Source organism: Streptomyces sp. NPDC037290 (genome assembly GCF_055603245.1).
On sequence record NZ_JBVJVZ010000002.1, the window covers coordinates 427,730 to 450,746 of the forward strand.

General features: G+C 71.9%; 19 protein-coding genes and 2 pseudogenes. 9 read left to right on the forward strand and 12 right to left on the reverse strand.

Translation table 11 applies throughout. The features are described from left to right. Positions 1-66: 66 nt before the first annotated feature. From ACZ7HQ_RS07625 to ACZ7HQ_RS07635, 3 genes and pseudogenes are all read left to right on the forward strand, one after another. A pseudogene (locus ACZ7HQ_RS07625) lies at positions 67-1,001 on the forward strand (AraC family transcriptional regulator). 226 nt (positions 1,002-1,227) lie between these two features. After that, positions 1,228-2,115, forward strand: a complete 888-nt coding sequence (locus ACZ7HQ_RS07630) for a VC0807 family protein (protein WP_470986071.1) — start codon at positions 1,228-1,230, stop codon at positions 2,113-2,115. A gap of 9 nt (positions 2,116-2,124) precedes the next feature. After that, entirely contained in the window at positions 2,125-2,811 is a 687-nt protein-coding gene (locus tag ACZ7HQ_RS07635) for a helix-turn-helix transcriptional regulator (RefSeq protein WP_470986074.1), read from the forward strand. Here the strand turns inward: ACZ7HQ_RS07635 and ACZ7HQ_RS07640 are convergent. Further along, complete coding sequence (locus ACZ7HQ_RS07640; RefSeq protein ID WP_470986077.1) at positions 2,794-3,195, reverse strand: VOC family protein; 402 nt, start codon at positions 3,193-3,195, stop codon at positions 2,794-2,796. The two genes, ACZ7HQ_RS07635 and ACZ7HQ_RS07640, sit on opposite strands and share 18 nt — an antisense overlap. Positions 3,196-3,268: 73 nt before the next feature. After that, positions 3,269-3,898: a VOC family protein gene (locus ACZ7HQ_RS07645; RefSeq protein WP_470986080.1), complete on the reverse strand. Its 630-nt coding sequence runs from the start codon at positions 3,896-3,898 to the stop codon at positions 3,269-3,271. Positions 3,899-4,182: 284 nt separating this feature from the next. Here ACZ7HQ_RS07645 and ACZ7HQ_RS07650 point away from each other — a divergent pair, with 284 nt between their 5' ends. Beyond that, positions 4,183-5,046, forward strand: a complete 864-nt coding sequence (locus ACZ7HQ_RS07650; RefSeq protein WP_470986082.1) for an isocitrate lyase/PEP mutase family protein — start codon at positions 4,183-4,185, stop codon at positions 5,044-5,046. After that, positions 5,043-5,303, forward strand: coding sequence for a hypothetical protein (locus ACZ7HQ_RS07655; RefSeq protein ID WP_470986083.1), 261 nt, complete (start codon positions 5,043-5,045; stop codon positions 5,301-5,303). The genes ACZ7HQ_RS07650 and ACZ7HQ_RS07655 overlap by 4 nt, the downstream gene beginning before the upstream one ends. A 259-nt stretch (positions 5,304-5,562) precedes the next feature. Here the strand turns inward: ACZ7HQ_RS07655 and ACZ7HQ_RS07660 are convergent, their stop codons facing one another. Further along, the gene (locus ACZ7HQ_RS07660; RefSeq protein WP_470986085.1) at positions 5,563-6,648 is read right to left on the reverse strand and encodes a LacI family DNA-binding transcriptional regulator; all 1,086 of its coding nucleotides are present in this window, start codon (positions 6,646-6,648) and stop codon (positions 5,563-5,565) included. 127 nt (positions 6,649-6,775) lie between these two features. After that, a complete protein-coding gene (locus ACZ7HQ_RS07665) occupies positions 6,776-7,789 on the reverse strand; it encodes a hydroxyacid dehydrogenase (protein WP_470986087.1) in 1,014 nt (337 codons plus the stop codon). 362 nt (positions 7,790-8,151) lie between these two features. Between ACZ7HQ_RS07665 and ACZ7HQ_RS07670 the strand changes: the two genes are divergently transcribed. Then, on the forward strand, positions 8,152-9,735 hold the full coding sequence (locus tag ACZ7HQ_RS07670) for a carboxylesterase/lipase family protein (RefSeq protein WP_470986088.1): 1,584 nt from the start codon (positions 8,152-8,154) through the stop codon (positions 9,733-9,735). Positions 9,736-9,959: 224 nt separating this feature from the next. Here the strand turns inward: ACZ7HQ_RS07670 and mmuM are convergent, their stop codons facing one another. After that, positions 9,960-10,886, reverse strand: coding sequence for a homocysteine S-methyltransferase (mmuM, locus tag ACZ7HQ_RS07675; protein ID WP_470986091.1), 927 nt, complete (start codon positions 10,884-10,886; stop codon positions 9,960-9,962). A gap of 148 nt (positions 10,887-11,034) precedes the next feature. Here mmuM and ACZ7HQ_RS07680 point away from each other — a divergent pair. The 3 genes and pseudogenes from ACZ7HQ_RS07680 to ACZ7HQ_RS07690 form a co-directional block, all read left to right on the forward strand. Beyond that, positions 11,035-11,181: pseudogene (locus ACZ7HQ_RS07680) on the forward strand (carbohydrate esterase); the annotation flags it as partial. A 68-nt stretch (positions 11,182-11,249) separates the two neighbouring features. Then, positions 11,250-13,061, forward strand: a complete 1,812-nt coding sequence (locus tag ACZ7HQ_RS07685; protein WP_470987122.1) for a DUF2264 domain-containing protein — start codon at positions 11,250-11,252, stop codon at positions 13,059-13,061. Between the two features lie 98 nt (positions 13,062-13,159). Continuing rightward, positions 13,160-13,948, forward strand: a complete 789-nt coding sequence (locus ACZ7HQ_RS07690) for an isocitrate lyase/PEP mutase family protein (RefSeq protein ID WP_470986093.1) — start codon at positions 13,160-13,162, stop codon at positions 13,946-13,948. Here the strand turns inward: ACZ7HQ_RS07690 and ACZ7HQ_RS07695 are convergent, their stop codons facing one another. From ACZ7HQ_RS07695 to ACZ7HQ_RS07725, 7 genes are all read right to left on the reverse strand, one after another. Then, a complete protein-coding gene (locus ACZ7HQ_RS07695) occupies positions 13,949-14,767 on the reverse strand; it encodes an alpha/beta fold hydrolase (RefSeq protein WP_470986095.1) in 819 nt (272 codons plus the stop codon). Continuing rightward, on the reverse strand, positions 14,760-15,344 hold the full coding sequence (locus tag ACZ7HQ_RS07700) for a TetR/AcrR family transcriptional regulator (protein WP_470986098.1): 585 nt from the start codon (positions 15,342-15,344) through the stop codon (positions 14,760-14,762). The genes ACZ7HQ_RS07695 and ACZ7HQ_RS07700 overlap by 8 nt, the downstream gene beginning before the upstream one ends. A gap of 91 nt (positions 15,345-15,435) precedes the next feature. Next, the gene (locus ACZ7HQ_RS07705; protein WP_470986100.1) at positions 15,436-16,752 is read right to left on the reverse strand and encodes a jacalin-like lectin; all 1,317 of its coding nucleotides are present in this window, start codon (positions 16,750-16,752) and stop codon (positions 15,436-15,438) included. Positions 16,753-16,866: 114 nt separating this feature from the next. Then, positions 16,867-19,764: a glycoside hydrolase family 2 TIM barrel-domain containing protein gene (locus ACZ7HQ_RS07710; protein WP_470986102.1), complete on the reverse strand. Its 2,898-nt coding sequence runs from the start codon at positions 19,762-19,764 to the stop codon at positions 16,867-16,869. Between the two features lie 12 nt (positions 19,765-19,776). Beyond that, positions 19,777-20,592: a carbohydrate ABC transporter permease gene (locus ACZ7HQ_RS07715; RefSeq protein WP_470987123.1), complete on the reverse strand. Its 816-nt coding sequence runs from the start codon at positions 20,590-20,592 to the stop codon at positions 19,777-19,779. A gap of 23 nt (positions 20,593-20,615) precedes the next feature. Then, positions 20,616-21,581 carry a carbohydrate ABC transporter permease gene (locus tag ACZ7HQ_RS07720; RefSeq protein ID WP_470986104.1) on the reverse strand — a complete coding sequence of 322 codons (966 nt, stop codon included), beginning with the start codon at positions 21,579-21,581 and terminating at the stop codon, positions 20,616-20,618. A 20-nt stretch (positions 21,582-21,601) separates the two neighbouring features. After that, positions 21,602-22,867: an ABC transporter substrate-binding protein gene (locus ACZ7HQ_RS07725; protein WP_470986107.1), complete on the reverse strand. Its 1,266-nt coding sequence runs from the start codon at positions 22,865-22,867 to the stop codon at positions 21,602-21,604. Positions 22,868-23,017 lie beyond the last annotated feature (150 nt).

A 23,017-nucleotide genomic window follows, 5' to 3' on the forward strand; every position in this document is an offset into this window, starting at 1 on the left:
GCCGTGCCGGGCCGGGCGACATCGTCGAACCGCTCGTCTCCATATGCGTGCGTCTACGCTGCCCCCATGGACGCACTCGCGGGTCTGCTGGACGGTCCACGCGCGCACGGAGCCTTTCTGATCCGGGCCTGCTTCGACCCGCCGTGGTCCGTGCGGGTGGAGGACGAGGCGCCGCTGCGCGCGGCACCGCCTGCATCACCGCCGACGCGGACGGCGTGCCGGTGCGGCTCGCACCGGGAGACCTGGCCATCGCCCGCGGCCCGGACCCGTACACCTGCGGCGACCAGCCGGACACCGCACCGCAGGCGCTGATCCTGCCCGGCGGCGAGTGCCGCTACCCCGACGGCACCTCCCTGAACGGCTCCATGGACCTCGGGGTGCGTACCTGGGGCGACCGCCCCGACGCCGGCACGGTGATGCTGATCGGCACCTATCCGATGCGCGGCGAGATCAGCGGGCGCCTGCTCGACGCCCTGCCGCCCCTGCTCACCCTCCCCGCCGACCTGTGGGCCTGCCCGCTGACGCCCCTGCTCGCCGAGGAGATCGTCCGTGACGAACCCGGGCAGGAGGTGGTCCTGGACCGCCTCCTCGACCTGCTGCTCATCAGCGCGCTGCGAGCCTGGTTCTCCAGGCCGGAGGCGGTAGCCCCCGCCTGGTACCGGGCGCTGGGCGACCCGGTCGTCGGGCGCGCGCTGCGCCTGCTGCAGGACGACCCGGCGCACCCGTGGACGGTGGCCGCGCTCGCCACCAAGGCCGGGGTCTCCCGTGCGGCGCTCGCCCGCCGCTTCACCGACCTCGTGGGCGAACCCCCGATGTCCTACCTGACCGGTTGGCGGCTGGCCCTCGCCGCCGACCGGCTGCGCGACACCGACCTCACCCTCGACACCATCGCCCGCCAGGTCGGTTACGGCGGCGCGTTCGCCCTCTCCACCGCGTTCAAGCGTGTGTACGGCGTGAGCCCGCAGGAACACCGCTCCGGCCGCGGCGGGGGCCGGCCCTGAGCGGCGCCCCTGAAGACTCTGCCGCCTCTCTCCACCCGATGAGTGATCCCGCGCTCCACCCGCATTCCACCCGCTTTCCACCCACCTCTCCACCCGTGCTCCGATCCGCCCGACACCGCGCCTGACCTAGCGTTTCTGCGCGGGCCGGGATCGTCCGGCAGGCGGCGCGGCGGGCCTGGTGCCGCCCTCGTCGCGAGGGCGTCGCCACGAAGGGGAGGCGAACGACATGGTGGTGGGCAATGTGGACACAGCAGGCCGTGAACGGCGGCGGGACAGCGCGGTGAGGAAGGGCAGGTGGACCCACGGCCCGCTGCTCTCGATCGCCGTCGACATCGTCCTGCCGCTCCTCGTCTACTACGCGGCCCGCGCCCTGGGTGCGGGCCAGGGTCCGGCCCTGCTGCTCAGCGGCGCGCCACCCGCCCTGCGCCTGGTGACGGGCGCGGTGCGGCAGCGCCGCATCGACGGCGTGGACCTGTTCTTCACGGTGCTGCTCGCCGCCGCAGCGCTGACCACCCTGATCGGCGGCAGCACGAGGGTCCTGCTGTTCAAGGACGCGGCGCTGTCCCTGGTGGTCGGCGGCTGGGTGCTCGGCACCGGCTTCAGCGCCAGGCCGCTGGCCTTCCAGCTGGGTCAGCGACTGCACCGGGGCCCGGCAGCCCGGATACGGGCGGAGATGTGGCAGGACTCCGCCGAGTTCCGCCGGGGCCTGCGTGTCCTGACCGTGGTCTGGGGCGCCGAGCAACTGCTCGACGGCGGTGTCGGCACACTCGCGGCCGCCACGCTGCCCACCGACACGGTGCCGCTGCTCGCCCGAGTCGTCTCGCTCCTGCTGCTCGCCCTGGTCGCCCTGGCCAGCGCCGCCTACGCCCGCCGTTTCCGCACCCGGCACGGCCTGCCCCTGTTCGGCGCGCCCGGCACCGAGGGCGCACCCGACTCCCCGGGCACCCCAGGAGCCCCGGGCACGCCGGCAGAGGGGCGGCAGTCAGCGGCGAACGGCGCGATACGCACCTCGGCGTCCCCTGCGGTCCCGGCGTCCCCTGCGGTCCCGGCGTCCCCGGCCTCCGAGGTGAGCGAGCGGTCGCATGCCCGGCGCCGGGCGTCGTCGGCGACGTAGGCTGGCGCCGTGTACGCGGAGCGGGCGTCCCGGCTGACCGGCGCGGTCGTCTGGACGAACACCCCGGACGGGGCCGGTGACGGACCCGTGCTGCCCGACGGCTGCATGGATCTGCTGTGGAGCGAGGGCCGCCTGCTGGTCGCGGGCCCCGACACGCGCCCCTACGTCCCCGAGGGCCCACCCCGTTTCTGGGCGGGCGTCCGCTTCTTCCCCGGCACCGCGCCCACCCTGCTCGGCGTACCCGCGCACGAACTGCGGGACCTGCGGGTCGAGCTGGCCGACCTCTGGCCCGCCACCCGGGTCCGGTGGCTGCGCGACCGGGTCGAGATGGCGCCCGACCCGGCGACGGCCCTGGAGGACATCGCCCTGGAGCAGGCCGAGCGGACCACGGCCCCCGACCCGCTGCTGCACCGGCTCGTGGAGCGACTGGACGAGGGCCGCCCGGTGGCCACCACGGCCGCCGAACTCGGCATCGGCACCCGCACCTTGCACCGCCGCTGCCTGAGCGCGTTCGGCTACGGCCCGAAGACCCTGGCCCGCATCCTGCGCCTGCAGCGGGCGCTGGCGCTGGCTCGCTCGGGGACGTCGTACGCCGAGACGGCCGTCCGCGCGGGCTACGCCGACCAGCCCCACCTCGCCCGCGAGGTGCGGGAGTTGACGGGCATGCCGCTCGGGGAGCTACTCGGCGGCCGGTAGCGGAGCGAACAGGTCGACCCCGTTGCCGTCGGGGTCGTGCACGGTGGCGTACCGCTGTCCCCAGAAGGCGTCCCACGGCTTCAGCTCGCCGTGGTACCCGGCGGTCACCAGGTCCTCATACAGGGCGTCGACCTCGGCGGGGGACCCGCACCGGAAGGCGACCCCCACGCGGCCACCGCCCTCGGGCGGCTGCCAGCCGGGGTGGAAGGAACGGATGGTCTCCTCGGTGTCCAGGGCGAAGACCAGTCCGCCGGGCAGCTGGGCATTGACGTGCGGCTGCTCCTCGGATCCCTCGGGGAAGACGAGTCCGAGGCGGCGGTAGAAGGCGAGCGAGGCTGCCATGTCGGAGGTCACCACGCCGATCAGCGCGAATTGTGCGGTCATGCCGCCACCGTAGGCACGGGCGGACCGCCCCGTCTTGAAGGAATCGGACACCGGCCGCCGGAGGGCGGCCGGCTCAGCCGAAGGTGACCGGACCGTTGGGCGTGTCCACGGTGAAGGAGAGCGCGGTCGGTCCCGTGACGAGCGCCAGCCCGGTGTCCAGGGCCGCCAGCGCATTGCGCACCTCCTCCGGTTCCGGCACCGAGGCGGACACCGTCAGCAGCGGGGTGACGGGCAGGCCCTCGGTCGCCGGATGGCGGGAGTCGCCCCAGTCGATCAGGAACGGCACCAGACCGGAGGGATGCACATGGCCGGGGGTCAGCCGCCACCGCAGCACGGTTCCCTCCGGGGTGCGGCGGCTCATCGGGCGCACCGGACCGGGGTCGTGGCCCCGTGCCCGGGCCACCAGGATCGCCGTGTCCAGGTCGGGCGGGCTGATCGCCCAGGTCAGCGTGCGCGGCCTCGTCAGCCCGTCGACACCGAACGGCCGCGGCCCGGCGGGCTCGGGCTGCTCCGGGTCGGGGCCGAGGATCTCCAGATAGCTCCGGCCGCCCAGGCCCACCAGGTGGTTGCGCGTGCCGAGGCCGGGATGCACACCGCCGGGCGCGGGCGTCACCCCCGTCCGCCGCGCGAACTCGGCGACCGTCGCCGCCAGGTCGGGCGTGGCGAGAACGAGATGGTCCAGGAGCGCGGGAACGGCGTTCATGCCCGGCGAGGCTACGGCCACCGTCCCCGCGCCTCAAGGAAGTTGGAGCCGCGTCACGCCCCCGACGCGGAGTGCCCGAGCATGCTGCCGAGGCCCCCGGCGACCCGTGCTCCCTGGCCGCGTGACGTTTCTGCGGTGAACCGGTTCCGCCATTGGAGTGAGTAAAGCACGTGTACATGGAAGGTCACATGAATATCTAGAGATGCTCTTGTCTTGGCAAAGGGCGTCCAGGCGGGTGTGGCCCGCCCGGCCCCGCGTCACCCACCCACAGGAGGAGCCGGACCTTGAGTTACGGAACGAAGTTGCGCGAGCGCATCGCCGGGCCCGGGACCACACCGCTGATCGGCGTGTACGACATGTACTCGGCCTCGATCGCGGCCAAGCACTACGACGGGATGTTCGTCTCGGGCTTCGGGTTCGCGGCCTCGTACTACGGCCTGCCGGACATCGGATTCATCGCCTGGCCGGACATGGTGGCCTTCGTCCAGCGGCTGCGGGGGGCGTTCCCGCACCACCACCTGCTGGTCGACATCGACGACGGTTACGTCGACCCGGAGGTCGCCTGTCACGTCGTGGAGGGCCTGGAGCGTATCGGCGCCTCCGGTGTGATCCTGGAGGACCAGAAGCGGCCACGTCGCTGCGGCCACGCCGACGGCAAGCAGGTGCTGCCGCTGGAGGAGTACCTGGAGAAGCTGCACCAGGTCCTCGATGCCCGGAAGGACCTGGTGGTCGTCGCCCGTACGGACGCAACCGAGGAGCACGACATCCTGCACCGTGCCGAGCGGCTGGCCGCGACCGACGCGGACGTGGTGCTGGTGGACGGCGTGCGCAGCGTCGAGTGGATCAAGCGCATCCGCGAGGTCGTCGGCAGCAAGCCGCTGCTGTTCAACCAGATCGCCGGCGGCAAGTCGCCCCGCCTGTCCCTCGGCGAACTGTCCGACCTCGGCGTCGACGTGGCGATCTACAGCACCCCGTGCCTGTTCGCGGCGCACGAGGCGATGGACTCCGCGCTCGCCGAACTGAAGGCGGCCGACGGCCGGCTGCCGGAGGTGGACCCGGCCGGCGGGGTGGGCGTGAAGGCCTCCACCAGTCTGCTGGAACGCAACATCGCCCGCGAGCGGCGCACCCCCGAGGAGGTGGGCGCGTGACCGGTGCCGTACCCCGGGCCGCCCTCGCCGCCGCGGCGGCGGCAGCGGCACTGCTCGGGACAGGAGCCGTACCCGCCGCCGCGTCCGGAAGCCTGATCACCGTGATCGACAACTCCCAGGCCGACTCCTGGCTCGAAGTCGATCGCGCGGCCAACGTCCAGACCGGCAGTGGCACCGCCGGCAGCGATCACGACGGCAGCGCCGTGGACGTGGTCGAAGCCTTCATGGGTGCCGCCGGCCACCACGGCGACGACTGACCGCACACGACCACAACCGCACACGAGAACCACCTACGACAGCCGGACACGGCAACCGCATGCGACGACGGCCGGGCACCCCGTGAGGGGAGGAGCCCGGCCGTCGCCGCCCCTCATGTCATGCGGCCGGCTGCTCCCGGGGCGGAGCGGCGGTGCTCGCACGCGGTACCAGCCGGGTCGGGGACGGATCGGCCCAAGCCCGCCAGGGCCTCGGAGGGCCGTCAGGGGAGCCGGAACCGGAGCCGGGCTGGGGGCGGGTCTAGCGGGATATCGCAGGCGGCCGCACGGAGTTGCGTACGACGACGTGGGTGCCCAGCACCAGGTGCTCGCCGTCGGCGCTCCCACGGCGGCCCATGCCGCCCTCACGCCGGTCGGCCACCGCGCGCAACGCCACCCGGCCCATCTCCTCGTACGGCACGTGCACCGTGGTCAGTTGGGGCGTCAGCTGGGAGGCGAGCGGGATGTCGTCGTAACCGGCGATCGAGACGTCCTCCGGCACCCGCAGCCCCGCGGCGCGCAGGGCCTGCATGGCACCGGCGGCCACCGCATCGGTCCCGGCGAGCACGGCGGTGAAGTCCGGCGTCTCGTGCAGGGCAGCCTCGACGGCGGCGTAGCCGTGCGCGTACGCGTACGGGCCGTGGCGGACCAGGCCCGCATCGAAGGGTGCGCCGTACGCCTCGAAGGCCCGCTGTGCTCCCCTCAACCGGCCCTGGGCCGTGGTCAGTTCGGCGGGGCCGGGCAGCACCAGGACGCGTCGGTGGCCGGCCGACAGCAGGTGGCTGGCCATGGCGTAGGCGCCGCCCTCGTTGTCGTAGCCGACCGTCGTGGCCGGGACGCCGTCCTGCAGGGGCGGCCTGCCCACGAGCACCAGATGGGATCCGGCCGCGTCCAGGGAGCGGGCGAACCGGGCCATCCGCAGCTGGTAGTCGTCGTGGTCGCACGCACCGCCGAGCAGCACCACCGCGGCAACGCCCTGCCTGCGCATGAGGTTGACCAGCGTCAGCTCCCGCTCGGGATCGTCGCCGGTCGTGCCCACCAGCGACAGCCAGCCGCGCAGCGTGGCCGCACTCTCGACGCCCTGGGCCACGTGGGCGAAGGCGCCGGTGATGTTGTCGATGAGGATCGCCACCGTCGGCGTACCGGCACCGGCCAGGGAGCGGGCGTGGGCGTTGGTCACGTAGTCCAGGTCGCGGACGACCCGCATCACCCGCCGGCGCAGCTCGTCCGACACCGGGTAGTTGCCCGAGAGCACCCGCGAGACGCTCGCCACGGACACACCGGCGCGCTCCGCCACGTCGCGTATGGTCGCCCGGCCGGCGTCACCGGGCGCCTTGCGCTGACTCACCGTTGCGGCTCCTTCGACGTCGTGGCGCGGTCACCCCGCCACGGATCCCGCCCGCGCCGGTTCGGAAAACGTAACCCATCGTCACTCCTGGCCGGTGGGCCTGTGGACAACGGTCCCGCTGTGCGTATCAGGCGACCCGGGCCAGATCGGCGTGCCGCACCTCGTGCAGTGGCGGCACCCCCTCGGCCAGCCGCTCCAGCTCCGCCACGACGATCGCACCCAGCCGCTCGAGCTCGTTGCCGAGCGAGCCCGCGATGTGCGGGGTGAGGAAGACGTTGGGCAGCTCGTACAACGGGGAGCCCGCGGGCAGCGGCTCGGGCTCGGTGACGTCGAGGACCGCGCGCAGGCGCCCCGAGACCAGTTCCTCCGTCAGCGCGTCCTGGTCGACCAGCGCCCCGCGCGCCGTGTTGATCAGCACGCCCCCGTCCGGGATGAGGGCGAGCCGGGCCCGGTCGATCATGTGGTGGGTCTCGGGGATGTCGGGGGCGTGCAGGCTGACGATGTCACTGTGGCGCAGCAGGTCCTCCAGCGACAGCGGTTCCGCCCCCAGGGCGGCGGCCTCGGCGATGCTGACATAGGGGTCGTGCAGCAGGACCGTGAGGTCGAACGGCCGCAGCAACTCCATGAGCCGGCGGCCCACGCGGGAGGCCCCGACGACCCCGACCCGGCGCCCGAGGTTGCCGTCGGCCGCGGTCTCGGCGGGGGTCGGCCCGGTGTGGGTGCGGCGGTAGCGCTCGCGGTGGCCGAAGGCGTCCTTTCCGGCCAGCAGAATCATCGCCAGCGTGTACTCCGCCACCGGCAGGGCGTTGCCGGTGACCGCGCTGGACACGGTGACGCCGTGTTTCCACAGGGCCTCGCCGACCAGGTTGCGCACCGAGCCCGCGGCGTGCAGGACGGCACGCAGTTTCGGGGCCGCTGCCAGGACGCCGGCGTCCAGGTACGGGCAGCCCCAGCCGGTGATCAGCACCTCGGCCCGGTCCAGGGCGTCGGCCGTCCCCGGATCGGTGAAGTCCCGTACGACGAGCGCCGGGTCGACGTCGGCCGCCCGCCGGAGCCGAGCCATGAGCGGCGGCGGGAAGAGCAACGGGAGGTGCACCGGGTCCATCGCGAACACGGCCCGCGGCGCCTGGGGGCTGGGCATGACCCTCCTGAGGGAACAACGGCAGAAACGCCTTCGGAAAGCGCCTTCTACCGTATTTCCGCCGAGATGGAGCGGTCAATCGGCAGGGGAGGGGGCGGGGTGGACCTGCCCGGAGAGGACTGCTCGCCCCATAGGCGGCGGCCGGGACTGCGGCTCCATCAGCGGTGACTACGACCAGCTCGGGCCCCGGCGCTCTCCCGTACGCCAGGTGGCCGGACCCCGCACTCATCGTCCCGCCGTAACCCGAACGGCCCCTCCCACGCCCTCGTGCGCCGGAATACCGGACGCTCTTGTGGTGCTCTGTTGTTGCACAGTCCACGCGTGCGCGAGTGGACGAGTGCGAGGCGAAGGGCTGGTGGGCGATGACGGCAGATCAGGCGAACCCGGTGGTCCGGACACCGTACGGGGCCGTACGCGGCCGGTACGAGCGTGGCGTCGCGGTGTTCCGGGGCATCCCGTACGCCGCTCCGCCCTTCGGGCCCCGGCGGTTCCGCCCGCCCGAGCCGCACGAGCCCTGGGACGGCGTGCGCGACGCCGGCAGCTTCGGGCCCACCGCCCCGAAACCGCCGTACTCCGAGGCGTTCGCCCAGTACCTGTCCGACCCGGAGATCGCCGGGGACGACTGCCTCAACCTCAACGTATGGACCCCGGACCCGAGCCCCGGAGCCCGGCTCCCGGTTCTGGTCTGGCTGCACGGCGGGGCCCTGACCCGGGGATCCTCGGCCGTACCCGTGTACGACGGCGCCACCTTCGCCCGGGACGGCGTCGTCTGCGTCTCGGTCAACTACCGGCTCGGCGTCGAGGGTTACGGACTGTTCCCCGACGCACCGCCCAACCCGGGCCTGCGCGACCAGCTCGCCGCCCTGCGCTGGGTGCACGACGCGATCGGGGCCTTCGGCGGCGACCCGGCGCAGGTCACCCTGGGCGGTCAGTCGGCCGGCGCCATCAGCGCAGGGGTCCTGCTCGCCGCGCCCGCCACTCGGGGCCTGGTCCGCCGCGCGGTGCTGCAGAGCGGCCCGCCCGAGGCCTCCGACCGCGACAAGGTGCGGCGGATGGTGCGCCGCATCGCCACCCGGCTGAAGATCCCGGCCACCGCCGAGGCCTTCGCCGGTGTCGACCGCGACCTGCTGCTGCGCACCCAGGCCGAGGTCGGCCGGCTGAGCAGCCCCGTCCTGGGTGGACCCCAGTTCGGCGTCGTCGTGGACGGCGACCTCGTACCTCGCGACCCGCTCAAGGCGCTGATCGACGGTGACACCGCCGAGGGCGTCGACCTGCTCATGGGCTGGACCCGCGACGAGTACCGGCTCTGGCTCGTGCCCGGCGGGCTGGTCGAGCGCGTCGACCGGCTCGGTCCGGTCGCCCTCGCCGGAGCCATGGCCCGTTGCCACGCCGGCCACGAGGTGCCCCGCGGCTACCGCACCCTGCGCCCGGACGCCGGCACCGCAGAGATCGTCGGCCAGATGGTCACCGACCACCTGCTGCGCGTCCCGCTGCACCGCCTCGCCGACGCCCGCCCCGGCACCTCCTACCTCTACGAGTTCGCCTGGCCGTCCCGCCTTCCGGGCCTCGGCGCCTGCCACGCCCTGGAGCTGGGCTTCGTCTTCGACAGCGGTGAGACACCCGAGTCGAAGAAGCTGGCCGGCGAGGGTGCCCCGCAGGAGCTGGCCGACGCGATGCACGGGGCCTGGGTACGCTTCGCGGCGACCGGGAACCCCGGCTGGCAGCCCTGGGACGCCTCCCATCCCGTACAGATCTTCGGCGACGGTGAACCGCATATCGCATACGGTCCACGGGATGCGGAAGTCGCCCTCTGGCAGACCGCCGCCACGGTACCGGCCCCCGGCCCCGCCTCCGACATCCGGGCGCCGGGCGCCGAACTGGCAGCGGCGGTACGGCGGTTGAGACGGTCGGTCGTGGGCCGGTCGGTCGTGGGCCGACGACGCTGACTGCCCACGGTCGACGAACGGCCCCCCGCCGCATCCTGCATCCCCACATGCGTGCCCGGCAGCAGACGCTCGCCGGCGCATGTGGTGCCCTCGGTGGAACCGCGGAGCGCGGTGCGCACGGCGAGTCGGCCCAGCTCCTCGTAGGGGACGTGCACCGTGGCCGGAGTCTGTGTCAGCGCCTGCGCCTGTGTCAGCGATTGCGCCTCCGTCGCCGGACGGGCGGTTCAGGCCGTGCCCAGCGTCCGCGCGATCGAAGCGATCCCCTCCGGTCCCACCCGGCAGCAGCCCCCGATGAGCCGTGCGCCCGCGTCCCGCCATGTGGTGACCTGCTCGGCGCCGAACCGCGTACGCCCCGTCCAGGCGCGTGCCGCGGCGTCCCAGGCCTCCCCGCTGTTCGGATAGACCACGACCGGTTTGCCGGTGACCCGCGCCGCGATCTCCACCGCCTGCTCCACGTCCTCCGGCGCGCAGCAGTTCACCCCGACGGCAATCACCTCGTCCACGTCGGCGGCCAGGCCGAACGCCTCCTGGAGGGGCTGCCCGGCGCGTGTGTGCCGACCGTCGACTGTGTACGACAGCCAGGCCGGCACTCCGAGTCCGCGAACCGACCGCACGAGCGCCGCACCCTCGTCGGCGTCCGGTACCGTCTCCAGTGCGAGGACGTCCGGCGCGGCGGCGGCCAGGGCCTCCATGCGCGGCCGGTGGAACCGCTCCAGGTCGTCCACGCTCAGCCCGTACCGGCCCCGGTACTCGGACCCGTCCGCGAGCATCGCGCCGTACGGCCCGACCGAGGCCGCGACCCACAGCGGCCGTGCGACGCCCTCGTCCTCGGCCCGCCGGGCGGCCTCCCGCGCGAGGTCCACGCTCAGCGCGAGCAGGCGCGCCGCGGCGTCATGGCCGATGCCGCGCTGTGCGAAGCCTTCGAAGGTGGCCTGGTAACTCGCGGTGATGGCCACGTCGGCGCCCGCGCGGAAATACGCGAGATGGGCCTCCGTAACCGCTTCCGGTCGCTCGGCGAGCAGCCGCGCCGACCACAGCTTGTCGCTCAGGTCGTAGCCGGCCGACTCCAGCTGGTTGGACATGCCGCCGTCGAGCACGACCGTCCCGGCGGCGAGAGCGTCGGCGAGGCTGGGGGAGGTGTTGCTGGTCATGCCACGACGCTAGTCGAAGCGGGACGCGGACGACCCCCGCCGTCCACCAGATGAGCAGCCCGCCGCACCGTACCTGACCTGCGCAAAGCCCTGTGAGCACGAGGACCGTGTCCGGGCGGACGGCGCGCTGAGCCGCCTGAGCCGCCCGGAGGGCTCCCAGGCCGTCTACCTCTACGACGAGAAGCGCGACAACACGCACACCTCCGTGCACGACGCCACCGCCTACGCGGGCCCGGTCCGCGACGCCCTTTTCGCCCTGCACCTGGTGCCCGAGGGTGCCGTGCGGGTGGGATGAAGCCCTGGGGCGCCCCGACCGGAACCGGGGCGTCCCAGGCCCCGCCAGGAAGGAAGGCCACCGCCGTGATCCACCTGCCCGCCGACGACCGTGCGTCCAGCCCCTACACCGGTTACACCCGCGCCCACTGGGAGGCCGCCGCAGACGCCCTGCTGACCGCCGTCGAGCCCTACGCCACCCCCGACCGCGCCCTCTACCACCTCCCCGGCGACCATGTGAGCCACGCCGGCCACCTCTCCGACGGCCTGGAGGGGTACGCCCGTACGCTGCTGCTGGCCGCCTTCCGCCGCGACGAGACCGCGCTCGGCCGGTACGCCGACGGCCTCGCGAGCGGTCCCGGCGGGGTCTGGCCGCGCATCGAGGACCGCAGCCAGCCGCTCGTCGAGGCCGCGTCCGTCGCCCTCGCCCTGCGGTTGACCCGGCCACTGCTGTGGGACCGGCTCGAGGACTCCGTGCGGCAGCGCACCGCCGACTGGCTGGCGGACGCGCTCACCGCCGAACCCTGGCCGTGCAACTGGGAGTTGTTCCCGGTCACCGTCGGCGGTTTCCTCCAGGAGATCGGCCACCGGCCGGAGGCGGCACGCAAGGCGGTCGACCGGGGGCTGGAGCGGATCGAGGGCTGGTATCTCGGCGACGGCTGGTACACCGACGGCGACGGCCGGAAGTTCGACTACTACAACGGCTGGGCCATGCACCTGTATACCGTCCTCCACGCATGGTTGGCGGACGACAGGGAACTGCTTTCTGTATACGGTCGACGGTTGTCGCGCCACCTCGCCGGCTACGCCCGCCTCTTCGGCGGCGACGGCGCCCCCCTGCACCAGGGCCGCTCCCTGACCTACCGCTTCGCGACGACCGCCCCGCTCTGGCTCGGCGCGCTGACCGGGCAGACCCCCCTGCCGCCCGGTGAGACACGGCGCCTGGCCTCCGGCGCGCTGAGGTACTTCCTCGACGGCGGCGCCGTGGACGAGCGCGGTCTGCTCCCGCTGGGCTGGCTCGGCCCCGACGCGTCACTGGCGCAGAGCTATTCGGGCCCCGCCTCCCCGTACTGGGCCAGCAAAGGCTTTCTCGGCCTGCTGCTGCCACCGGGGCACGAGGTGTGGACGGCACCCGAGGAACCGGGCCCGGCCGAGCGCGCGGACGAGGCGTACCCCCTCCCCGCCCCCAACTGGTTGCTGCAGTCCACCCGTTCGGACGGACTGGTCCGGCTGCACAACCACGGCAGCGAGGACGTCCGTTACGACCCCTACTACACCCGGCTCGCCTATTCGACCGCGACCACGCCCGACCGGGCGTCGTACGACAACAGCGTGATCGTCGGCGGTGACCCGAGCCGCACCCGGATCGAGCCGCTCGGCACGGGCGAGGGCTGGGTCGCCTCCCGGCACACCGTGCGGGACGGGATCACCGTCACCAGTCTCGTGGTCGCCGAGGGAGCGGTCGAGGTGCGCGCGCATCTCGTGGCCGGGGCCGGCCCCGGGACGCCGGTGCGGGTCACGGGGTGGTCGGCGCCGGACGGACTCCGGGCCGAACTTCTGCCGGTGTCGGGCCTGTCGGAAGACCCGGCGGGCCAGCTCACGGGGGAGGCCGGCACGTGCGGAGCCACCCTGTTCGTGGCGCTCGCCCGGCTCACCGGCGAGCCGGACCCCAGGCCGCTCACGGAGCTGGTGACCGTGCGGGTGCGCGCGGATCAGGGGGAGGGCCACGAGGAGGACCGCGAAACGGACCGTGAGGCGAGCCACAAGCCGAACCACAAGGTGGACCACAAGCTGAACCACGAGGTGTGGGTCCGGTGGGCGTCCGGCGCGGAGAGCGTCTTCGGCTTCACGGCACCGGACGGGCGGAGCGCAGGCTCCTCGTGGACGGTGGCGCCACGGTGACAACGCCGGCGCAGGGGGTGCGACGGACGCCTGCACCGGGTCAGGGGGTGGCCCACCGTTCGGTCGGCGCCGAAGCGTCCGGTGCCTAGCGTGGACGTATGACCGCAGAGTCCACCGTCACCCCGTTCGCCGCTCTCCACCACCGTCCCGGCGAGCCGCTGCTGCTGCCCAACGCCTGGGACCGCGCTTCGGCGGCCGTGCTGGCCGCGCTCGGTCTCCCGGCGATCGGCACGACGAGTCTGGCCGTGGCGGCGGCCGCCGGCCTGCCCGACGGCGAGGGCGCCACCCGGGAGCACACCCTGCGGCTCGCCCGCCTGCTCGGCTCGCAGTCCTACCACCTCTCGGTCGACGCCGAGGACGGCTACAGCCAGGAACCCGGCGAAGTGGCCGAACTGGCAAGTGAGTTGTGGGCCGTGGGGGCGGCCGGGATCAACCTGGAGGACGGGCTGGGGCCGAGTGACCGGCACGCGGCGAAGATCGCCGCCGTGAAGGCCGCCGTACCCGGCCTGTTCGTCAACGCCCGGACCGACACGTACTGGTCCGGGGACGGCGACGAGCGGGACACCCTGCGGCGGCTCGAGGCCTGCCAAGAGGCCGGTGCCGACGGGGTGTTCGTGCCGGGACTGACCGATCCCCGGCGGATCGCGGCACTCGTCCGCCACCTCGACGTCCCCCTCAACATCCTCTACTCGCCCACCGGACCCACCGTCGCCCAGCTCGCCGACCTCGGCGTCCGCCGCGTCAGCCTCGGCTCGCTGCTCTACCGGCGGGCGCTGGGCGCGGCCATGGAGGCGATGGCCGCCGTCGCGGCCGGCGGAGCGCCGGAGGGAGTCACTCCGTCGTACGGCGAGGTGCAGGCACTCGGCGGAGCCGCCCGTCCGTGGTGACTACGACCCCGGGACCCCGGCCCCGGAGGCGGACAGGGCGTCCACCAGGCACCGCGCGAACTCCTCCGGGTGCTCCAGCACGCCGAGGTGGCCGCCGGGGAACTCGGTGAACGCGGCACCGGCCGACTCGGCCGCCGTCGCGGCCGTACGGTGCAGCAGCCGGCCACGGGAGTCGCTGCCCGCGACCAGGGTGAGACGCGGGGAGACCGAACGCAGGGCGTCCATGTCCGGCACGTACGCGGTGAACGGGCGCAGGACGCGGGTGAGGAAGACGCCCATGGGTGAGGTCAACTCCTCGCCGCGAGCGGGTGGTTTGGCGTCGGCATCCGTCGGGGTGGGTGCAGGTTCGCCGTCGAGCACGGCGGCCAGCATGGCTCCGGCCGCTCGCAACCCGGCGGTCCGGTACGTGTCGGCCACCTCTGCGAACCTCGCCCGCTGCCGGGCCGCGTCCGCGAGGACCCGCACGACGGGCGGTTCGTGCGCGACCACGTGCGCGAGCCGTTCCGGGTGCCGGGCGAGCAGGTCCAGGGCGGCGATACCGCCGGAGCTCGTCCCGAACACGTACGCGGATCCGCCGGCCGGAAGCACTGCCTCCAGCACCCGGTGCGCACCCTCGCTCCAGTCCGTCACCCGCTGCTCGGCCACCGGGCGGCCCAGCCGCCCATGGGCGAGGCCGAGCGGGTCGTACGTGACCACGGTGAAGCGTGCGGCCAGTCGCTCGGTCAGCGGCCCGAACCCCATCGGATGCCCGGCCCCGCCCGGCAGGAGGAGCAGTACGGGACCGCTGCCCGTGACGTCGTGGTCCAGGTGCTCAGTCATCGGTCTCGCTCTCCCGGGGCCAGTGGGTGAGGGCCAGGTGCAGGGCGTCGATCGCCTTGTCCCAGGAGGCCTGTACGTCCCGGTCGGCGCCGAAGCCCCCGGTGGACTCCAGGGCGCAGTAGCCGTGGAAGGTGCTGCGCAGCAGGCGTACGGCGTCGGTCAGGTCGGGCTCCTTCAGGCCGTAGGCGCGCAGCATGCCGTAGGTGATCTCGGCGGTACGGCGCATCGCGGGGGAGTCGGCGATCAGGGACTGGTCGATGCGCATCTGGGTGGCCGCGTACCGGCCGGGGTGTTCCAGGGCGTAGGCCCGGTAGGCGCCGGCGAAGGCGGCCAGCGCCTCCTTGCCCGCGCGGCCCGCCACGGCCGGTGCGATCCGGTCGATCAACTCGCCACCGGCGTGCAGCGCGAGCCGGGTGCGCAGGTCTTCCAGGCCCCGGACGTGCGAGTAGAGGCTCGCGTCCTTCACACCGAAGCGGCGGGCCAGCGCGGACAGGGTGACGTTCGCGAAGCCCGCCTCGTCGGCGAGTTCGGCGGCGGCCGTGACGACACGGTCGACGGTGAGCCCGGCTCGGGCCATCCGGCACCTCCTCCTTGGATACCTAGTAGTTATCCTAGAGCATCTAGGTTTGGAGGCTGTCGCTCAGGTGTGCACCGAGTCGGCCGGGGACTCAGCTGATCGGCGCGTACAGCACGCCCAGCTTGTCGATCTCGTCGCCCCCGCGGCCGGTGAATCCGACGATCTGCAGGCCGGGCGGGGCGGTGAAGACGGCCGTGTCGGCTGTGGCCGTACCCGCGGACAGCGTCCGGCCCTTGTCCGTCGTGAACGCCGCCGAGAAGATCCGGGTACGGCCGTTCTTCTGCCCCTCCGACAGCTTGACCGAGGTGAGGTGTTCACCGGCGGCGAGGGTGAGGGAGCCGGCCGTACCACCTGTGCCGCCGTGGGCGAGGACCGTGCCGTCGTCGTGGGTGAGGGACACGGCGTCCAGGCGGGCGCCGCCGCGCAGGGTGAGGGTGCGCGGGGAGGGGGCGGCCGGAAGGCCGTCGGCGTCGTTGAACGCCGTACCGTGCGGGCCGCCGAAGAAGTCGCTCGCCCGCAGCTTCGGGTTCAGCGCGTAGGAGAAGTCGACGGTGTGCGGAAAGTGGTCGGAAAGGTTTCCGCCGCTGGGGTCGAGAAACTTCGACCACTCGTCGCTGTAACGGTGTGCGGTGAGCGTGACGAGGTTGCTGCCGCGGTAGAGCACCTTGTCCACCACCTCGCAGTCGTTCGGCGGCGCCGACGTCGGGCACAGCAGCGGGTCCGCGCCCTGCGCCGGGGTGGTACCGCCCTTGACGAGCCGTACCCACGCGTCGGTCAGTCCGTTGTCATCGACGAGGGTGCGGATGTTGTCGCCTGTGCGGGTGTAGCGGGTGTTGGTGTCACCCATGACGAGCACGGCGTTGCCGGCCGAGTTGGCCCGGATGAACTGCGACAGCTGTGTGATGTTGGCGCGGCGGGCGGCGAGGGCGTCGTCGGTGTCGTCGGCGTTCGGGTGGAGGTTGTAGAGGTCGACGTAGACACCCTCGGCGAGCCGCACCCGGGCCAGGGTGAAGCCCTTCGGTGTCAGGCAGTTGGTGCCGGTGCAGTCGTTCCACTTCACCCGCTCGAAGTCCTCGAAGGGGTACCTGGACAGGGTGTTGAGGCCGTCGCCGATGCCCGCGCCGCCGCTGGTCGCCGTCCGGTAGGGGTGGTCGTCGCCCGCGTACAGGGCCGCGTGGTAGTTGAAGTCCTCCTGGACGTTGACGATGTCGTACCCGGCCAACCGCGGTGAGATCAGCGGAGTGTCGGTGGCGGGATGACTGGAGCTGAGCCCTTCCGGAAGACCGGCCACGTTGTACGTCAGCACGCTGAACGTGCCCGAGTCGGCGGCCTGGGCCGGGGCGGGGGCCAGGGTGAGCCCGGTGAGGGCGAGCGCGCCGGCCGCGAAGGCGCCGAGGAGTCGTCTCATGGGTCGCATACGGCCCATGTTCAGCTCAACTACCCTATATTTAAAGGGTAGTTGAGAAAACTGTTCAACATTAATACATGACCTGGGAGAGAAGCCGGCCGGCCGCGGTGGGTCTCAGAGGTGTGTCGGACGAGGGGGCTGCGGGTCGGCGGTGGTGGAGAACACGAAGGAGAACTCCGCCGGTTCGGCCCGCAGGTGGTACTGGGGCAGCGGGGCCGGACCGCAGGACTGCGAGCCGATGCCGTGCTGGCCGTGGTCGAGATTGACCCAGACGGCGTCACCGCGGGTGAGGTCGGTGCGGTGGGTGGCCGCGTCCAGTTGCTCGGTGGTCCAGCGGCGGGCGGTGAGGTGGAACGCCGGGTCGCCCTCGATGCGCAGACCGCCCAGCTCCGCCCAGCGGACGTCGATGCGGGCGCCGTTCTCCTGGGGGCGGACATAGGGCGTCTGCATACGATCGACCGTCGACTGCCAACGGCCGACCGCCGACGCCGTCCTGGTGTCCGGATACGCCTCGCCGGGGCCGCCGCCGAACCAGCGCACGTCGTCGGCGGCCGACAGCCCGAAGCGGATACCGAGCCGGGGCAGCGGGACGGTCCAATCACCTTCCGGGGTGGTGTATACGGTCAACCGCAGACGGTCTCCGTCCGACGTCCAGCGGTATACCGCCGACAGTCCCACTTCCCGAGCGGCCGGCGCCACCCGGGTACGCACCGTCAGAGCGTGTTCGCCGCTGTCCACGTCGTCCAGCCGATGCCGCATCCGGTGCAGGCCCAGCTTGCGCCACAGCAGGCCGTAGCGCAGGTCGGGCTGCCAGGGGGCGCCGTCGTCGTTGTCGGTGGTGGCCCGCCACACGTCCAGGCGCAGCCCGGAGACGGGCACCCCGCCGACGGCCCTCAGGGCGCCGGTGCGGGCGTCGAAGGTGCCCGGGCCGAGGGTGAGGACCCCGTCGCCGGACACCGGCCGGGCGGCCGCCGCGACCGCCGGCAGCCGCCGCCGTGACACCGGCACCTGCCCCCAGGCCACGACGTGGTCCTTCGGTGCCCACGCGGTGTCCGCCGCGAGCACCGCCCGGATCGTCCAGAGGGCTTCACTGGCCGGCGCCCCGGCCGGCGGCGCGGGCAGCTTGACCTCGGCGGACTCACCGGGCGCCAGTGCCGGCACCGACAGCGTGCCGGAGTCCACCGGTTCCCCTTCGACCTCGTACGACCACGAGAACGCCAGCGCCGACACGTCCACGAAGTCCTGCTTGTTCGTGACCCGGACCGTGCCGTCGCCGAAGTCGCCGGCGATGGAGACCGGTTCGATCACCTTCTTGAACTCGACCAGGCCGGGGGAGGGCTCCCGGTCCGGGAAGAGCAGGCCGTCGCAGACGAAGTTTCCGTCGTGCAGCTCCTCGCCGAAGTCGCCGCCGTAGGCGTAGCCCAGGTTCGGATGCGCGATGCCGTGGTCGATCCACTCCCAGACGAACCCGCCCTGGAGGCGGTCGTACGACTCGAACAGCCGCTGGTAGTCGGCGAGTCCACCAGGACCGTTGCCCATGGCGTGCGCGTACTCGCACAGGATGAAGGGCAGCCGGCGGCGCTTGAGGGTGCCGCCGTCCAGGCCTCGGCCGATCCGCTCGACCTCGGCGTGGTCGGCGTACATGCGTGCGTACATGTCCGTGTCACGGCAGGTGAGGTCGCCCTCGTAGTGCACGAGCCGGGAGCCGTCCCGGTCCTTGATCCACTCGGCCATCGCGGTCAGGCCCCGGCCGGTACCGGCCTCGTTGCCGAGGGACCAGACGACGACGGACGGATGGTTCTTGTCCCGTTCGACCATGCGGGCCGCCCGGTCCAGCAGGGCCGGGGTCCAGCGGTCGTCGTCGACGGGGTTGTCCCGCCAGCCCTGCTCGGTGAAACCGTGCGTCTCCAGGTCGCACTCGTCGATCACCCACAGCCCGTACGCGTCGCACAGGTCGAGGAAGGCCGGGTGCGGCGGGTAGTGGGAGGTGCGGACGGCGTTGATGTTGTGCCGTTTCATCAGCAGCACGTCCTGGCGCATGGTTTCCAGGTCCAGCGCGCGGCCCTTCTCCGGATGCCACTCGTGCCGGTTGACGCCCTTGAACAGCACCCGCCTGCCGTTGACCTTGATCAGGCCGTCCGACAGCTCCACGGTACGGAAACCGATGCGCAGCGGTACCCGCTCACCCCCGGTGGCGAGCGTGCCCTCGTACAGCCGCGGGGTTTCCGCCGACCACGGCTCGACCGGTACGGTCACGCTGTCGCCGGTCGCGATGTCGATACCGAGTTCGGAAACGGTTACCCGGCCGTCCACATCGGAGTCGACGCGCAGGGTGCCGGTGCCGGCCCGGTGGTCGTAGGAGGCGTGCACGAAGAAGTCGAGGGCGGCGCCGGCCGGCCGGTGCAGCAGCGTGACGTCACGGAAGATACCCGGAAGCCACCACTGGTCCTGGTCCTCCAGGTACGAGCCGGCCGACCACTGGTGGACCCGGACCGCCAGCACGTTGCCGGCCGTCTTGAGCAGATGGCCGACGGCGAATTCGTGCGGCAGCCGGGACCCCTTGAACTCGCCGAGGTCCGTGCCGTTCAGCCACACCCGGGCGCAGGACTCCACCCCGTCGAACCGCAGCACCGCACCGCCCTCGGCGAGGTCCGGCCAGTCCTGCGGCAGGTCGAAGACCCGCAGATGGTCGCCGGTCGGGTTCTCGGTCGGCACGCGCGGCGGGTCGACCGGGAACGGGTAGAGATGGTTGGTGTAGATCGGGGCGCCGTGCCCCTGCAGGACCCAGTGCCCGGGGACCGTGAGCTGCGCCCAGTCACCGGCGTCGTACCCCGCCGCGGCGAAGGAGTCGTCCTCGGCGTCGGCCGTCTGCGCCAGTCTGAAGCGCCAACTGCCGTTCAGGGACAGTGCCATGGCGTCCGAGGACGCGTACCAGGCGCGGGGTGGCAGTGCCCCGGAGCCGGGCGAGACGTCCTCGACGTAATCGGTGACGGTGCGGTTGCGGACGGACATCGGTCTCCTAGCTCAGCCCTTGATACCGGTCTGCGCGATCCCCTGCACCAGCCAGCGCTGGAGGAAGAGGAACACGAACAACAGCGGCAGGATGGAAATGGCGGCCGCCATGAAGATCTGGTGGAAGATGACGGTCTGGTTGGTGATGTACGACGACAGCGCGACCTGGACGGTCCACGAGTCCGGGTCCTGCCCGATGACCAGCGGCCACAGAAAGGCGTTCCAGCCGTTGATGAACGTGATCGTCGCGATCGCCGCGAAGAAGTTCAGCGAGTTGGGGACGACGACCCGCCAGTACGCACCCCAGTAGCCGAGCCCGTCCACGCGCGCCGCCTCCTCCAGCTCCTTGGGGAACCCGAGGAAGTACTGCCGGAACAGGAAGCAGGTGAAACCACTGAACAGGCCCGGAATGATCAGGCCCCGGTAGGTGTCCACCCAGCCGAGGGACGACACCAGCACGAAGCTGGGTACGAAGGTCACCGAGGCCGGGACCATCAGGGTGCCCAGGACCACGTAGAAGATCTTGTTGGCGTGCCGGTACGGGATGCGCGCGAGGGCGTAGCCCGCCAGCGAGCACACCAGCAGGATGCCGACGGTCATGGAGACCGCGACGACCATGGAGTTCAGCAGCGACCGGGCGAACGGGACCGACTGGTCGTCGAACAGCTCGCTGACGTTGCCCCACTGGAGGTGCGTGGGGAAGAACTCCCAGTGCTCCCCGGTGATCTGGGCCTCGGTGGAGAGGGAGTTGCGCAGCAGTACGTAGAACGGGATCAGGAAGAGGAAGGCGGCGACACCGGTGGCGATGCAGAGGCCGGTGTTGCCCATCACCCCGCCCCTGCGTTTCGTGGTCACGTGGACTCGTCCCCCCTTCCGAAGCCCATGATCTTGCCCTGGAAAAGGGTTACCACGACGATCAGCGCGGTCAGGATGACGGCGCCCGCGCTGCCGGCGCCGTAGTCCTGTTCCGTGCCCAGGGCGGTGTAGTACAGCTCGACCAGCGGCGGCCGGCCCCAGGTCGTCTTGTCGAGCAGGTTGTAGAACTCGTCGAAGGCCTGGTACGCGGCGATGAGCAGCAGCAGGATCACCGCCGTGGACGTGGCGCGCAGCTGGGGCAGCGTGATGTGCCGGAAGGTCTGCCAGCCCGGCCTGGCGCCGTCGATGGCGGCGGCCTCGTACAGCTCGGCCGGAATGTTCTGCAGCGCGGCCAGGAAGAGAATCATGTAGAAACCGGACTGCAGCCACAGCCGTGCCGTGACGATGACCAGCCAGTACCAGGGCGGATCGGGGCTGGCCAGCCAGGCGATGTTGTCGATCCCGAACCAGCCGAGGACCGTGTTCATCAGGCCGAAGCGCACGCCGCTGAAGAGGGACATCTTCCAGATCAGCGACGCGGCGACATAGCTGCACGCGGTCGGCAGGAAGAACACCGACCGGAAGAAGCCGCGCAGGGACCGCAGCCGGTTCACCAGCAGGGCGAGGCCCAGCGACACCGCCCAGGTGGTCGGCACGATGAACGCGGCGAAGACGGTGAAGGTGCCGAGCGAGCGGACGAACTTGGGGTCGGTCAGCATGTACGTGTAGTTGTCGAAGCCGATGAACTTCGACGGTGTGACCGTGAAGCGGGCGTCGAAGAAGCTGAGGTAGACGCTCCAGCCGATCGGCACGTAGAGGAAGATGACCAGCCCGATGAGGAAGGGGCTGGTGAAGAGCCAGAAGTTGAAGGTGCGGCTGCCCCGCAGGTACCGCCAGGTGCCGGCCGGCCGGACCTCCTTGGGGGCGGGGCTCACGAGGGCGGGCTCGGTGGTCGTCGACATGTCGTGGTCCGTCCGCCGGCCTATCCGAAGAGCTTCTTCAGCTCGCGGCCCACGGTCTTGTCGCACGTGTCGAGGGCCGCCTCCGGGTCACCGCCCTTGCGGACGCAGTCGGCGATGACGTCCCACGTCGCCTGCATCATGGCCTGGGTCCAGCCAATGTTGTCGAAGTGCCCGTAGTCGCTGAAGAGCTTGACGCCCTGCGCGGGGAGACCGGACTTGAGCTTGGTGGCCGACGCGGCGATCGAGCCGCGCGGCGGGATGTGGAAGCCGTACGAGGTGGCCCAGTCCTCCTGGTACTGCTTCTGGTCGATCCACAGCCACTTCACGTACTCCTTGGCCGCGTCGACGTTGTCGCCCTTGGCGTTGACGAACATCGACCAGCCGCCGTTGTAGACCGACGGCTTGCCGGAGTCGACGGTCTTCGGGAAGGGGAAGATCCCGAGGTCGTCGCCGAGCGCCTTCTGGAACTGCGGCATCGCCCACATGCCGCAGAACTGGATGGCGCACAGGCCCTGGCTGAGCGAGGAGGGGTCCCAGAAGTCCGTAGGGGCGCCGAGAAGCAGATCACCGCTGGTGAACAGCTTGCGCAACTTTTTCAGGCCCTCGATGACTCCGGGCGTGTGGTAGGCGATCTGGTTCTTGTCGTCCAGGGTGTCGGCGCCCGCGGACCAGATCAGCGGGTTGACGATCGCGTGCAGGTCGTTGCCGAGGTAGACGCCCTTCATCTTGCCGGTGGTGAGCTTGGCGGCGGCCTCGATCAGCTCGTCGAGGGTCTCGGGAACCTTGACGCCGGCCTTCTTGAACAGCGAGGGCCGGTAGAAGAAGAACTGCGGGTCGTCGATCATCCGGACGCCGTAGATCTTCCCGTCCACCGTGTGCGAGGTGATGTCGGCCGCGTTGAAGTCGTCCTTGACCGGGTTGACGATGTCGCTCAGGTCCGCGACCTGGCCGCTCTTGACCAGCTGGATCTGCGGGTGGAACTCGAACAGGTCGGGGGCGCTCTTGGTGAGCAGCGTGGCGAAGAGCTTGCTCTCGTAGTCGGCACTCGTGATCCACTGCGTGGTCACGTCCGCGTTCTTGTAGGCGGCGGCGTACCGCTTGATCGCCTGCTCCGTCCCCGGCTCGCCGTAGGCGTGGAACATCTGGGTGAGCCGCTTGCCCGAACCGGAGCCACCGCCACGGCCGTTGTTGCTGCCGCACGCGGCGAGCGGGGCGGCGACGGCCAGACCGGCGGCGGCCCGGAGTAGCGAACGGCGGTCCCAGTTGCTGTTGCTCACTGCCGACATGCTGACGTCCTTGTCTGTCGAGATGCTGCGGCTCGATGCCCGGCGGCCGGATGGCTCGGAACGTGGGGCGTGGTGCGGGACGCTAACCTTCGGCAAATGCTTCGGCAAGGGGTTGGACGAAGTCGGCACGAAGCATTGTGCTCGGTTCGG